Annotated in this window: 14 protein-coding genes and 1 riboswitch; of the genes, 8 read left to right on the forward strand and 6 right to left on the reverse strand. The window is 70.0% G+C overall.

Translation table 11 applies throughout. The features are described 5' to 3' along the window. Window positions 1-53 precede the first annotated feature (53 nt). Window positions 54-122: riboswitch (S-adenosyl-L-homocysteine riboswitch) on the reverse strand. A 150-nt stretch (window positions 123-272) separates the two neighbouring features. The 6 genes from INQ48_28005 (at window position 273) to INQ48_28030 (ending at window position 5,569) form a co-directional block, all read left to right on the forward strand. After that, window positions 273-941, forward strand: coding sequence for a hypothetical protein (locus tag INQ48_28005; GenBank protein QRF57107.1), 669 nt, complete (start codon window positions 273-275; stop codon window positions 939-941). Between the two features lie 198 nt (window positions 942-1,139). Next, window positions 1,140-1,646, forward strand: a complete 507-nt coding sequence (gene phaP, locus INQ48_28010; GenBank protein ID QRF57108.1) for a TIGR01841 family phasin — start codon at window positions 1,140-1,142, stop codon at window positions 1,644-1,646. A gap of 66 nt (window positions 1,647-1,712) precedes the next feature. Next, window positions 1,713-2,141, forward strand: a complete 429-nt coding sequence (locus INQ48_28015; protein QRF57109.1) for a hypothetical protein — start codon at window positions 1,713-1,715, stop codon at window positions 2,139-2,141. Then, window positions 2,138-3,214 carry an alpha/beta fold hydrolase gene (locus INQ48_28020; protein QRF57110.1) on the forward strand — a complete coding sequence of 359 codons (1,077 nt, stop codon included), beginning with the start codon at window positions 2,138-2,140 and terminating at the stop codon, window positions 3,212-3,214. The genes INQ48_28015 and INQ48_28020 overlap by 4 nt, the downstream gene beginning before the upstream one ends. Beyond that, a complete protein-coding gene (locus INQ48_28025; protein QRF57111.1) occupies window positions 3,211-3,828 on the forward strand; it encodes a GNAT family N-acetyltransferase in 618 nt (205 codons plus the stop codon). Before INQ48_28020 ends, INQ48_28025 begins: the two co-directional genes overlap by 4 nt. A 112-nt stretch (window positions 3,829-3,940) precedes the next feature. Next, complete coding sequence (locus INQ48_28030) at window positions 3,941-5,569, forward strand: peptide chain release factor 3 (GenBank protein ID QRF57112.1); 1,629 nt, start codon at window positions 3,941-3,943, stop codon at window positions 5,567-5,569. Between the two features lie 125 nt (window positions 5,570-5,694). Here the strand turns inward: INQ48_28030 and INQ48_28035 are convergent, their stop codons facing one another. From INQ48_28035 to INQ48_28045, 3 genes are read right to left on the reverse strand one after another with little or no spacing between them, the layout of a single operon-like run. Continuing rightward, window positions 5,695-6,510 carry an ABC-2 family transporter protein gene (locus tag INQ48_28035; protein QRF57113.1) on the reverse strand — a complete coding sequence of 272 codons (816 nt, stop codon included), beginning with the start codon at window positions 6,508-6,510 and terminating at the stop codon, window positions 5,695-5,697. 7 nt (window positions 6,511-6,517) lie between these two features. Further along, a complete protein-coding gene (locus INQ48_28040) occupies window positions 6,518-7,363 on the reverse strand; it encodes an ABC-2 family transporter protein (GenBank protein ID QRF57114.1) in 846 nt (281 codons plus the stop codon). Continuing rightward, on the reverse strand, window positions 7,360-8,367 hold the full coding sequence (locus INQ48_28045; GenBank protein ID QRF57115.1) for an ABC transporter ATP-binding protein: 1,008 nt from the start codon (window positions 8,365-8,367) through the stop codon (window positions 7,360-7,362). The genes INQ48_28040 and INQ48_28045 overlap by 4 nt, the downstream gene beginning before the upstream one ends. Before the next feature lie 116 nt (window positions 8,368-8,483). Here INQ48_28045 and INQ48_28050 point away from each other — a divergent pair, with 116 nt between their 5' ends. After that, complete coding sequence (locus INQ48_28050; protein QRF57116.1) at window positions 8,484-9,326, forward strand: HAD-IIB family hydrolase; 843 nt, start codon at window positions 8,484-8,486, stop codon at window positions 9,324-9,326. On the opposite strand, the gene INQ48_28055 is transcribed toward INQ48_28050, so the two are convergent. Next, window positions 9,323-10,504, reverse strand: coding sequence for an MFS transporter (locus INQ48_28055; protein ID QRF60933.1), 1,182 nt, complete (start codon window positions 10,502-10,504; stop codon window positions 9,323-9,325). The genes INQ48_28050 and INQ48_28055 overlap by 4 nt on opposite strands. A gap of 196 nt (window positions 10,505-10,700) precedes the next feature. Between INQ48_28055 and INQ48_28060 the strand changes: the two genes are divergently transcribed. Continuing rightward, window positions 10,701-11,285 (forward strand): TetR/AcrR family transcriptional regulator, encoded by a 585-nt coding sequence (locus INQ48_28060; protein QRF57117.1) that lies wholly within the window; start codon window positions 10,701-10,703, stop codon window positions 11,283-11,285. An 82-nt stretch (window positions 11,286-11,367) separates the two neighbouring features. Here the strand turns inward: INQ48_28060 and INQ48_28065 are convergent, their stop codons facing one another. Continuing rightward, window positions 11,368-12,444 (reverse strand): Fic family protein, encoded by a 1,077-nt coding sequence (locus INQ48_28065; GenBank protein ID QRF57118.1) that lies wholly within the window; start codon window positions 12,442-12,444, stop codon window positions 11,368-11,370. 112 nt (window positions 12,445-12,556) lie between these two features. After that, window positions 12,557-13,531 carry a tripartite tricarboxylate transporter substrate binding protein gene (locus INQ48_28070; protein ID QRF57119.1) on the reverse strand — a complete coding sequence of 325 codons (975 nt, stop codon included), beginning with the start codon at window positions 13,529-13,531 and terminating at the stop codon, window positions 12,557-12,559. Window positions 13,532-13,617 lie beyond the last annotated feature (86 nt).

The following is a 13,617-nucleotide window of genomic DNA, read 5'->3' on the forward strand; positions in this document are numbered from 1 at the left end:
ACTGTGTTTGAACGAGGCCACTGCGATCGGGGGAAAAGACTCACCGCGAGAACAGCGGATGAGCGTGGTTGCGATGGGTCCGAGCCTCACGCCTGACGGCGCTGCAACGCTCCTCGGAAGCGGCGGATTGTAGACGTGCCGGACATGGGCGCCAACGGCCGGGACTTCCCACATCACGGAACGCGAGCACGCGCCAACACCCCGCGTCATGCAGGGCTCAGAGTCGAGGCGTACAACGCGGCTTGCCTACTTTTTCCGCGAAAGCCTCTGCGATGCGTTCATCCCGCCCCTCCCTCCCCTCTTCGTCCACCGCGCGCCGCGCGCTCTGCACGGCGGCCTTGCTCGGCCTCGCCACCTTGCCGGGCCTGTCCTTCGCGCAGCAGGCGCAGGCCACGCAACCCGTGGTGCGCGTGCGCGGCACGCTGGTCTATGCCGATGCGAGCAAGCTCGTCGTCAAGGACCGCGGCGGCGAGGTCGTGAGCCTCGCGCGGCCCGCGGACATGCCGCTGTCGGAGGTCTATCGCATCAAGCTGTCCGACATCAAGAAGGGCAGCTTCATCGGCACCGCCGCGATGCCGCAGGCCGACGGCACGCAGAAGGCGCTCGAGGTGGTGGTGTTCCCCGAGGCCGCGCGCGGCACCGGCGAGGGCCACTATCCGTGGGACCTGCAGCCGCAGAGCACCATGACCAACGCCACCGTGGCCGACCTCGCGGCCGCGCCGCGCTCGGTGCACGGCGGGCAGCAGCTGCGCCTGTCCTACAAGGGCGGCGAGAAGACCGTGATCGTGCCGCGCGACGTGCCGGTCGTGACCTTCCGCGCCGGCACCGAGGCGCTGCTGGTGCCGGGCGCCAAGGTGCTGGTCAATGCGCAGGAGCGCAACGGCACGCCGACCGCGCTGCGCGTGGTGGCCGGCCGCGACGGTTTCACGCCGCCGATGTAAGCCGTTGCAGCTACCCGGCGACACCGCATCGATCGCCGACGCCGCAACGCGCACCATCCCTTCGGGAAATCCCCCAGGCAATTCCGCGGCCGCGATCGCCGCGGCAGGGTCGCCGCGGCGTATCGTGGCGGCGGACCGCGCGCGTGCGCTGCCGGTCCCGCCCCCATCTTGTCCAACGTCCTCAGGAGATTCCGCACCATGGCCACTGCCAAGAAAGCCGCCGCCAAGAAGACCACTGCCAGCACCGGCACCAGCGGCAGCGGAAGCGCCGCGAGACAGTCGACGCCCAGCGCGGCCGACATGCTCAACCCGCTCAAGGGCATGACGGAGCGGCTGCAGAACCTCAACATGACCGACGGCGCGAGCAAGCTGCTCGACAGCGGCCGCAAGGACCTGCAGGCGCTGATGCAGGCCAACGAGAAGTCGTTCCAGGGCCTGCAGACGGTGGTGCAGCGCCAGACCGAGATGATCAAGAGCGCGATCACCGACTGGCAGGCGGCCGCCAAGGACATCCCCGGCAAGGACCCGAAGGAAAGCCTCGCCAAGCTCGACGCGCTCGGCCGCCAGTCGTTCCAGCGCGCGGTCGACGACATCAAGGAACTCGCCAACCTCGCGGCCAAGTCGCAGGCCGATGCCTTCGAGGTGGTGCGCCAGCGCATCCAGTCGAACGTCGACGAGGTCACGAAGATGCTGCAGCGCAAGTAGCGCGCGGCCCAGGCGCCGCGCCGGCGCACGGCGCGGCCTTCCGACGACGAACCTCGGTGTGCGGCCATGACCCAGTCCTCCTCTCCCCTCGACCCCATGGCGATCTGGCGCGAACTCAGCGCGCAATGGGAAAAGAGCACCAACGCGTTCGCCAACGAGGCCATGGCCTCCGATCCGTTTCGACAGGGCATGCATGGCGGCATGAACGCCTCGCTGGGCGCGCAGAAGGCGCTCGGCGACCTGATGGCGCGGCTGCTCACGATGCTCAACCTGCCCACGCGCGCCGACCTGCAGGCGCTGTCCGAGCAGCTGCAGCACATCGACGACCACCTGGCGCGGATCTCGCGGCAGCTCGAGGAGGGCGGTGCCGCGCCAGCGCCGGCGCCGCGGTCATCGGCGGCACCCAAGCGCACGAAGCAGCCGCCCTCGGCCGCCGCCGCGCCGAGCGCACCCGCGAAGAAGGCCCCGGCCCGCACCCGCCGCCCGCGCCCATGAGCACGCCCGCCGCCGAGCTGCCGGTGCTGCCCGACCTGCGCGCCGAGATCGAGCGCACCATCCAGCGCAACATCAAGGGCCTGGAGTTCCTGACCAGCGCCACGCCCGCGGTCGGGCTCACGCCCAAGGACGAGATCCATCGCCGCGGCACGCTGAGCCTCTACCACTACCGGCCGATGGTCGACGAGATCTACCGCGTGCCGGTGCTGATCGTGATGGCCACCACCAACAAGGGCTACATCCTCGATCTCGCGCCGGGCCAGAGCATGGTCGAGCACCTGCTGCGGCAGGGCTACGACGTCTACATGATGGACTGGAACGCGCCGCGGCCGCAGGAGAAGCGGCTGCGCATCGAGGACTACGTGCTCGACTTCATCCCCGACTCGATCCGCCGCGTGCAGCAGCGCTCGGGCGAGGAGGACGTGAGCATCGTCGGCTACTGCATGGGCGGCGTGCTCTCCACGCTCTATGCGGCGCTGCATCCGGGCGGGCCCCTGAAGAACCTCGCGCTGTTCACCACGCCGATCGATTTCAGCCGCATGACCATGTTCCATGCCTGGTCCGACAAGCGCTATTTCGACGTCGACCGGCTCGTGGACAGCGTGGGCAACGTGCCGCCCGAGATGCTGTTCGCCTCCTTCGACATGCTGCGCCCCGCGGGCCGCGGCGCGGGACTGGTGCAGCTGTGGGACAACATGGCCAACGACGAGTTCGTCAAGTCCTACCGCATGTTCGACCGCTGGGGCGCCGAGATGCTGCCGCTGGCGGGCGAGTACTTCCGCCAGACCGTGAAAGAACTGATGTGGGGCAACAAGCTGCTCAAGGGCGAGCTCTCGATCGGCGGGCGGCCGGTGCGCCTCGCCGACATCGAGGTGCCGGTGCTGCATGCGCTCGCGCAGCACGACCACATCGTTCCCTATGAGGCGGGCGCGCCGCTGATCGCGGGCATCGGATCGGCGGACAAGGAGGAAGTGGTGCTCAAGGGCGGCCATGTGAGCCTGGCCGCGGGACCGAACGCGGTGCGCCGGCTGTGGCCGAAGCTCGACGAATGGCTGGGAGTGCGATCCACATGACGAATGCCGCAGACACCTCGACGAACCCGGGTTCGACCCGGCTCTATCCGCGCACGCTGCCGCATGCCGACGGCGAGATCGCGCTGCGCCGCATGGACGCCGCCGACGCGCCGGCGGTGCTGGCCTTCGCGCAGGCACTGCCCGCGCACGACCTGCTGTTCCTGCCGCGCGACATCACGCAGCCCAAGGTGATGGACGCCTGGGTGCGCGCCATCGCGCGCGGCGACATCGACAGCGTGCTCGCCGTGCGCGGCGGCCAGGTGCTGGGCTGCGCGGCCGTGATCCGCGATCCGCATTCGTGGTCGCGCCACGTGGCCGAGCTGCGCGTGCTGGTCGATCCAGCCCTGCGCGGCAGCGGCCTGGGCCAGCAGCTCGCGCAGGAAGGCTGCGCGCTCGCGATGGAACAGGGCCACGAGAAGGTGGTGGCGCAGATGACCGTGGACCAGCGCGGCGCGATCGCGGTGTTCCAGGCGCTGAGCTTCCGGCCCGAGGCGCTGTTGAGCAAGCACGTGAAGGACCGCGAGGGCCGCGCGCACGACCTCGTGGTGCTGTGCCAGGACGTCGCGCAGGTCGAGGCGCAGATGCGGGCCTATGGCGTGACCGAGGCGTTCTGAGCCGGCGAACCGGAGCGCCCCTGCGCGGCGAAGGCATCGAGCGTGCGCGCCAGGCGCCGCGCCTGCGACAATCGCCGGTTCGCCCGACCGACCCCTTCTACCTGGCCCTACCGTGTCTTTCGCCTCCGAAACCCGCCGCCGCCGCACCTTCGCGATCATTTCCCACCCCGACGCCGGCAAGACCACGCTGACCGAGAAGCTGCTGCTGTTCTCCGGCGCGATCCAGATCGCCGGCTCGGTGAAGGCGCGCAAGGCCTCGCGCCACGCGACCTCCGACTGGATGGAGATCGAGAAGCAGCGCGGCATCTCGGTGGCTTCGTCGGTGATGCAGATGCTGTATCGCGACCACGTGATCAACCTGCTCGACACGCCCGGCCACAAGGACTTCTCGGAAGACACCTACCGCGTGCTCACGGCGGTCGACTCGGCGCTGATGGTGATCGACGCGGCCAACGGCGTGGAAGCGCAGACGCGGCGCCTGATCGAGGTCTGCCGCCAGCGCGACACGCCGATCATCACCTTCGTCAACAAGATGGACCGGGAAGTGCGCGAGCCGCTCGACATCCTCGACGAGGTGGAGCGCGAGCTCGGCATGCCCTGCGTGCCGATGACCTGGCCCGTGGGCCAGGGCAAGAGCTTCCGCGGGATCATGAACCTGCGCACGCAGGCCATGACGGTGTTCGAGTCGGGCAGCGAGCGCCTGCCGCAGGACTTCGAGACCATTCCCCTGAGCGAACGCGACACCCTTGCCAAGCGCTTCGGCGCCGACTTCGAGACCGCGATGGAGAGCATGGAGCTCGCCACCGGCGCCTCGCCAACCTGGGACCGCGAGGCCTTCCTCGCGGGCAAGCAGACGCCGGTGTTCTTCGGCTCGGGCGTGAACAACTTCGGCGTGATGGAAGTGCTCGACGCGCTGGTCGACCTCGCGCCCTCGCCGCAGTCGCGCACCAGCACCACGCTGGTCAACCGCCAGCCGGTGGTGAAGGAGATCCAGCCCGAGGACAAGGACTTCGCGGGCGTGGTCTTCAAGGTGCAGGCCAACATGGACGCCAACCACCGCGACCGCATCGCCTTCGTGCGCATGGCCTCGGGCAAGTACACGCCGGGCATGAAGCTCAAGGTGCAGCGCACCGCCAAGGAACTGCGTCCCACCAGCGTCGTGACCTTCATGAGCCAGCGCCGCGAGGCGGTCGAGGAGGCCTATGCGGGCGACATCGTGGGCTTCACCACCCACGGCGGCGTGCAGCTCGGCGACACCATCACCGACGGCGCGAGCCTGCAGTTCACCGGCCTGCCCTTCTTCGCGCCCGAGCTGTTCATGACCGTGATCCTCAAGAACCCGCTGCGCACCAAGCAGTTGCAGCAGGGCCTGGCCCAGCTCGGCGAGGAAGGCGCGATCCAGGTGTTCCGCCCCGAGATCGGCGGCCCGATGCTGCTGGGCGCGGTCGGCCAGCTGCAGTTCGAAGTGGTGCAGCACCGGCTGAAGGCCGAGTACGACGCCGACGTGCGGCTCGAGGGCTGCCAGTACACCGGCGCGCGCTGGATCACGGCCGACACGCCGGCCGAGCTGCGCGAGTTCGTCAACGCCTATCCGCAGCGCATGGCCAAGGACGCGGCCGACACGCTGGCCTTCCTGTGCACCTCGCCGTACGACGTGCGGCTGGCGCAGGAGCGCTTCCCGAAGATCCATTTCCACCCGCTGCGCGAACACGCGGGGCTGGCGCTGCAGAGCGCGGGATAACGCGGAAGCGGGCAGCCGGACGCAGAGGACGCGAAGGTTTCGCGAAGGACGCCAAAGAGAAACAAAAAGGTTTTCTTCGCGCCCTTCGCGAAACCTTCGCGTTCTTCGCGTCCGGAAGTCCGAATTCAACTGCCCGTCGAGGCGTAGTGCCTCAGGCCCAGCCCCCAGACGCGGAACGCCAGCGCGAGGAAGACGAAGCCCGCCAGCGGCGACACCCAGCCCACCCAGTGCGGCGCGCCGAGCGGATCGGGCCGCCCGAGGATCAGCAGCGCGGGGTAGTAGGCCACGCAGGCCAGCGGCACCGCGAAGGTGAGCAGGCGCCGGAACCAGCGCGCGTACAGCGCCAGCGGGTACTGCGCCGCCTGCACGCCGCCATAGGTCAGCACGTTGGCGATCTCCAGGCTCTCGACGGTCCAGAAGGCCAGCGTGCCCTGCAGCACCAGGATGCCGAGGAACAGCGCCACGCCGCCGGCCAGTGCGAACAGCGCGACGGCCACCGCCTCGGGCGTCCAGGCGATGCCGGCCTGCGCGGTCGCGAAGCCGATCACCGCCAGCCCCTGCAGCAGCCGGCCCATGCGGCTGATGCGGAAGTCGTGGCCCATGAGCTGCAGCGCGAGCGGACGCGGGCGCAGCAGCAGGCGATCGAAGGCGCCGCTGCGCAGGAACTCGGTGCCCAGCACGTCGAAGCCGCGGCCCAGGGCGTCGGCCAGCGCGAACATGCAGTTGACCAGTCCGTAGAACAGCGCGACCTCGCCGAGCGTCCAGCCGCGCACCTCGCCGAAGCGGTGGAACATCGCCCAGACCGCGACCACCTCGATGCCGGTGACGAGGAACTGGCCCACCGTGAGCATCAGCGCCGAGGCCGGGTAGCGCGCCTGCGCGCCGACCGAGGCCTTCACCAGCCGCAGGAACAGCGCGATCGATCCCGGGGACCTGCTCATGTCGCGCTCACCCGCCCTGCACCTGCAGCCGGCGCATGGTGCGCACCAGCAGCCAGCGGCCGGTGGCCACCAGCAGCGCGATCCAGAAGCATTGCAGTGCCAGCCCGAGCAGCGCGTCGGCGCCGCGCAGCTGGCCGAAGTAGAGCCGCGCGGGAATGTCCATCAGCCCGGCCAGCGGCTGCACCAGCAGCGCCGTCTGCCAGGCATCGGGCAGCAGCGCGAGCGGCAGCAGGTTGCCCGACAGCACGATCACCAGCGGCGCCGACAGCGCGTTGATGCCGCGCTCGTTGAGCGCCGACAGCGTCGCGACGTTGAGCAGCATCACCATCGCGGTCGACAGCGCCAGGCCCAGCCCCATCGACAGCGCGAAGGCCAGCGCGGCCGCCACGCCCACCGGCGGCTGCCAGGCCCAGGCACCGAGCCCCAGCAGCGGCAGCGCGACGGCGGCGAAGCCCAGCATCAGCGCCGCGCGCGGCAGCAGGCGCGCGGCGATCCAGCCCGCACTGCGCGCATACCAGAGCGCATAGGCATCGACCGGGCGCAGCCGGTCGTAGGCCACCGAGCCGGTGCGCACCGACTGCGCCACCTCGGGATCGACCAGCCAGGGCATCAGCACCAGCAGGCCCTGCGCGAGCCAGGTGTAGGTGATGGCGTGCTCGAGCGACATCGGCGCCTGCGCGGCCGCCGAGGCGCCGCCGTAGAAGGCCGCGAACACCATCACCTTGATGCCGCCCCACCAGCACTGCGTGCCGAAGCCCGCGAGCGCGGCGGTGCGGTACTGCAGCATCTGCAGGAAACGCGAGGCGAAGGCCGCGGTGTAGGGGCGCGCGATCTCGCGCCATCCTTCCTTCATGCGTCGGCCGCTCCATGCATCGCATAGAAGCGCGCGATCACGGCCTCGATCGCCAGCCCCTCGAGCCGGATGTCCTCCACCGCATGCGCGGCCGCGATGCGCGCGATCAAGGCCGGCGCGGAGACGGCCGCGGGATCGAAGTCGAGCACCAGCGTGCGGCCGTCGCGCGCGTTCACGCGCACGCCGGGCCAGTGGGTGCCGAGGTCGTCGGGCAGTTGCGCCTCCTGCGCGAAGTCGACCACCAGCCGGCGCTCGGCCAGCACCTGCGCGCGCAGCGCCTCGACCGGGCTGTCGGCCAGCACGCGGCCATGGCCGATCACGATCACGCGCCGCGCGAGCGCCTCGATGTCGTGCATGTCGTGCGTGGTCAAGAGCACCGTGGTGCCGCGCTCGCGGTTGGCGCGGCGCACGAAGTCGCGCACCGCGAGCTTCGAGGGCGCGTCGAGGCCGATGGTGGGCTCGTCGAGGAACAGGATCTCGGGCTCGTGCAGCAGCGCGGCCGCGATCTCGGCGCGCATGCGCTGGCCCAGCGAGAGCTGGCGCACCGGCTGGTCGAGCACGCGCTCGAGGCTCAGCAGCGCGACCAGCTCGTCGCGCGTGCGGCGGTAGCGTTCGCGGTCGACGCGGTAGATGTCGCGCAGCAGGTCGAAGCCCTCGCCCACCGGCAGGTCCCACCACAGCTGGGTGCGCTGACCGAACACCACGCCGATGCGGCCCACGTGGCGCTCGCGGTCGGCGAAGGGATCGCGCCCGTCGATGCGCACGCTGCCGCCGTCTGGCCGCAGGATGCCCGAGAGGATCTTGATGGTGGTGGACTTGCCCGCGCCGTTGGGACCGATGAAGCCCAGCAGCTCGCCGCGCTCGAGCGCGAAGGACACGCCCGCGAGCGCCTCGACCGTGCGATGGCGGCGATGCAGCAGGCCGCGCACGGCACCGAGCACGCCGGGGTCGCGTTCGGCGATGCGGTAGGTCTTGAGGAGGCGGTCGACGACGATCTGGGACATGGGCGGGCCGCGCCGGGGCGGTCTGCGCGACCGGCCGGCGGGGGCGGGATGCTACACGAAAGCGCGGCGCGCGCGGCCACCGGTACGATCCGCGCTCCTGCCGTGCCTCGTCCGCCATGTCCTCCTCCACCGCGTCTTCCTCCCTCCCCGCCTCGCCCGACCGCCTGCTGCCGCTCGGGCAGTGGCCCGCCGCCGCGCGCGCCACGCTCGCGGGCGTGTTCACCGACATCGACGACACGCTGACCACCGAGGGCGCGATCACCGCCGATGCACTGGCCGCGCTCGGCGCGCTGCGCGCGGCCGGGCTGCAGGTGGTGGCGATCACCGGCCGGCCCGTGGGCTGGAGCGAGCCCTTCGTCAACGCCTGGCCGGTCGATGCGATCGTGGCCGAGAACGGCGCGGTGGCGCTGCTGCCGCTGCCCGGCGGCGGCATCGCCAAGCGCTACCAGCAGGACGCGCCCACGCGTGCCGCCAACTACCGGCGCATGCAGGCGGTGCTCGCGCGCATCGAGGCGGAAATTCCGGGCGCCGGCCGCGCCACCGACTCGCCGGGCCGCGAGACCGACATCGCGATCGACCACAGCGAGTTCGTACGGCTCGACGACGCCACCATCGCGCGCGTGGTGGCGCTGATGCGCGGCGAGGGCATGCATGCCACCGTGAGCAGCATCCACATCAACGGCTGGTACGGCGGCAACGACAAGCTCGAGGGCGCGCGCTGGATCGTGCGCGAGCTCTGGGGCCGCCGGCTCGACGACGAGATCGCGCGCTGGGCCTACGTGGGCGACTCGACCAACGACCAGCTGATGTTCCGCAGCTTCGCGCACAGCATCGGCGTGGCGAACGTCGCGCGCTTCGTGCCGCAGCTGGAGTTCCTGCCGCACTACGTGACGCGCGGCGAGCGCGGCGCGGGCTTCGGCGAAGCGGTGGCCGCGATCCTCGCGGCGCGACCGAACTAAGGCGCGGCACGCCGGCGCAGCGGCGCCCATTGGTTCCAGGTGCCCACGGCCGCCACCAGCAGCAGCACGCCCGCGTAGCCCTCGACCGTCGCGAGCAGCCCCAGCGGCGCGACCAGGAAGCCCGCGAGCATCGCCGGCAGGCTGAAGGCCAGGTAGCTCACCACGAAGATCGCCGCGAACAGCTCGCCGCGTTCGTGCGACTGGGCCAGCGGCGCGAGCGTCTGCACCAGCGCCGAGAAGGCGCCGCCGAAGCCGATGCCGGCCACCGCCGTGCCGACGAAGAACAGCGCCAGCGAACGCGTGGCGAGCGCCGCCAGCAGCAGCACCAGCCCGAGCGCCAGGCTGGCCATGCCGAGGATCGCCGGGCGCGGCGCCGCGAGGCGGCCCAGCAGCGTGGGCGCCGCGGCACCCACGCCCGACAGCACCGCGATCGTGAGGCCGTTGACCACGCCGCTGTCGATGCCGAACACGTGGTGCATCAGCGAAGGCGCGAGCGACAGGAACAGCCCGCCCAGCGCCCACACCGCGATGAACACCGGCAGCCCGCGCGCGAACTCGGCGCGCGCCCGCGCGGGGATCGACACCCGCGGCACCAACGAGGCCAGCGCACCGGCGCGCGGCGTCACCGTCTCGGGCATCCACAGCACCAGCGCCGCGCCGAGCGCGAACACCAGCGCCAGCACGCCGAACACCCACGTCACCGGCTGCCCGGTCCAGCGCACCGCCATGCCCGTGAGCAGCGCGCCCAGCGCCAGGCCCGCGAGCGGCGACACGCTGGTGATCAGCGCGCCCAGCCGCTTCTTCGCGGCCGGCGCCGCCTCCACCACGGCCGCGCTCAGCGCGCCGCTCGCGATGCCGGTCGCCACGCCCTGCACCACGCGCGCGAGGATCAGCCCGCCGATGTCGCCCGCCAGCAGGAACAGCCCCATCGCCACCGCCTGCAGCACCAGCGCCGCGAGCACCACCGGGCGGCGGCCGATGTGGTCGGACAGCGAGCCGGCGACCAGCAGCGAGATCAGCAGCGCGATGGCGTAGATCGCGAACGCCACCGTCAGCATCGAGGACGAGAAGCCCCAGGCGTGCTGGAACACCACGAACAGCGGCGACGGCGCGGCCGCCGCGAAGAAGAAGGCGAACAGCACCGCCGCCAGCAGCGGGAAGGCCAGGGCCGCCGGCATGCGCCGGGGCGCCGCGGCAATGGGCGCCGCGCGGACAGGGGCGGCGGCGGTGCCGGGGCGGCTTGCGAGGTCGGGGCATTGGGACACGGTGAACTCCTTGGCGCGGAACGACTCTTAACGCACAAATCTTTGCGTTTGCGATTCTAGGCCTCTCCCGCTGTTAAAGCAAATATCTTTGCGTTAAAGTCGATTCACCATGAACACCGCCGTCCCGTCCGCCGTTCCTTCGTCTTCAGCCAAGCGCCCCGGCGGGCGCAGTGCGCAGGTGCAGGCGCAGGTGCGCGCCGCGCTCGAGGAACTGGTCGCCGAACAGGGCCGAGAGCGCGTCACCGTGCCGGCCGTGGCCGAGCGCGCGGGCGTCAGCGCCTCCAGCATCTACCGCCGCTGGGGCGATCTTTCAGGCCTGCTCGCCGAGACCGCCACCCACCGCCTCGATCCAGACCGCCCGCTGCCGGACACCGGCACGCTGCGCGCCGACCTCGAGGCCTGGGCGCGCGAACTCATCGAGCACCTGGCCAAGCCGTGCAACACCTCGCTGCTGAAAGCCGCGGCCGCGCTGGCCAACGGCGACGAGGACACCGACTGCCTGCGCAGCCGCCGCCGCGAGGCGCTGGCCCTGGTGGAACAGGCCCGCGCGCGCGGCGAGGCCACGCCGACGGCCGAACAGGTGATCGATCACCTGATCGCGCCGATCGTGTTCCGGCTGGTGTTCGGGGGGGAGCCGGTGCGCGGGGAGCTGGGGGAGCGGCTGGTGGGGGAGTTGTTCGCGATCAGCCAGTGAGCGCCATACCCATGCCGGCCATGTTTAAAAAACCATCAAAAATCGACACGTTTTCGCGATATGTCGATCACATCGACATGTCTCACGCCACGAGTTCGTCGAAAAGCGCGTCGTTGACATAGTACTTTTCGCGGCCGTGGCGGCTTTCGCGCAGCACGCCCAGCCTGGCCAGCACCTGAAGATAGCCCGATGCCGTCTGCCGCTTGGCGATGCCGGCGTCGACCACGAACTGGATCTTGGTGTAAGGGTGACGGAAGATCACCTCGATCAGGTCCTTGCTGTAGACGTTCGGCGCCTCCCGCTGCACCCGCTCCCGGACCCTCTCCATCAGCGCTCGGATGCGCATCACCTGATCGAAGGTCTGCTGGGCCGTGCTCTCCACCGCCCGCAGCATGAAGAGCAGCCAGTTCTCCCAGTCCCGCGATTCGGTCACCCGGCGCAGGCCATCGTAGTAGCCGGCCCGGTTCGCGATGAAGTAGCGCGACAGGAAGAGCACCGGGCTGTCCAGCAATCCCTTGTCGACCAAAAACAGCAGGTTCAGGATGCGCCCCGTTCGGCCGTTGCCGTCCGCAAAGGGATGAATGGCCTCGAACTGGTAGTGCATCACTGCCATCTTCAGCAAGGGGTCGAGATCGTCGTCGCCGTGGATGAAGCCCTCCAGGTTCGCGAGCTTTTCCCGGATCACGGCTTCGCCGACCGGCGGCGTGTAGATCACCTCGCCCACGTTGTTCTTCAATGCGGTGCCGGGAATGGCGCGCACGCCGAACTCGATCTGCTTGATCCGCTGCGCGATCTCGATGAAGAGGTTGGTGGCCAGCGGGCGCGTCTTCAGGGCCTCGAGCCCGAGGTACAGCGCCTCGCGATAGCGCAGGACTTCCTTGGTGTGCGCATCGGCCTTGCCATCGGCATCGGCGTCCGCGCGATACAGCTCATCGTTGGTGGTGACGATGTTCTCGATCTCGGACGAAAGCCGGGCCTCCTGCAGAACGATGCTGCTGATCAGCACGTCCTGGTTCGGAATCTGCGCGGCGAGCCCTCGAAGGTTGGCCAGGACCCGGTTGGCGGAGATCGCCTGCTTGAGCACCGCCTTGCTTTCGAGCTCGATCGCGGGCGGCAGCAAAGGCAGCGCATTGAAGGGTTGCAGGCGATCGAATGCCATTCGGAAGGCCGGACGTGTATAGGAAACCGCCGATTCTTATGCATGTCCGCCTTGTCATGTTTAAAAAGCTTCAACTTTTAAACATGTTTGACAAAGAAGCAGGGAGCCCGCCTCACTTCTCCTTCGCCAACCCCAGCTTCTCGATCAGCACCTTCTCCCGCGCCACCGTGTCCTGCGCAAACTTCGTGTACTGCGCCGAGCTCATGTAGTCGGGCAGCATGTCGTAGCGCCCGAGCGCGGCGACGTAGCTCGGCTCCTCCATCGCCTGCTTGAAGGCGTCGTGCAGCTTCTTCACCACCTCGGGCGGCGTGCCCTTGGGGGCGCCGATGCCGAAGGGCGAGTTCTGCACGATGTCGTAGCCCAGCTCCTTGAGCGTGGGCGCGTCGGGGAACTTGGCCAGGCGCTTCTCGCCCCAGGTGTTGAGCACGCGCAGCTTGCCGGCCTCGACCTGCGGCGCGAAGCCGGTGCTGTCGGCGGCCGCCATGAGCTGGCCGCTGACCACGGCGAGCATCAGGTCGGCGCTGCCCTTGTAGGGCACGTGCTGCAGCTCGATGCCGGCCTTCTGCGCGACCAGCTCGGTGGTCAGGTGCGGGCTGGTCAGGGTGCCGGTGGAGCCGTAGGTCAGCTTGCCGGGATTGGCCTTGGCATAGGCGACGAAGTCGGCCCAGGTCTTGAACGGGCTGTTCGCGGGCACGACGATGCCGAAGGCATAGCCGGTCACGTTGATGACGTAGTTGATGTCCTTGAGCGGATCCCAGTTGATCTTGGTGGTGTAGCCGAGGCGGAACACGCCGAGCGGAATCTGGGCGATGGTGTAGCCGTCGGCCTGCGAGGTCTGCAGCGCCTGCGCGGGCAGCGTGCCGCCGGCGCCGGGCTTGTTGTCGACGATCACAGGCTGGCCGAGGATGCGGCTCGCGTTGTCGGCGAGCTGGCGCATGGTGATGTCGGTGGGGCCGCCCGCGGGGAAGGCGATCACCAGCTTGACCGGCTTGGCGGGAAAGGCCTGCTGCGCGAAGGCCGCGAGAGGCGCGGCGAAACCGCAGGCGGCGAGCGCGGCGGCGCGAAGGAAGGTGTGGCGGCGGAGCATGGCGGCTGGGGTCCCGGCTGGATTTGAAAGAGCGCGATTGGGCCCCGCCGATCCGGCCACGACAACCGGGGCAGCCCTGATTTCCT

This window comes from Variovorax paradoxus (assembly GCA_016806145.1).
Taxonomy (GTDB): Bacteria; Pseudomonadota; Gammaproteobacteria; order Burkholderiales; family Burkholderiaceae_C; genus Variovorax.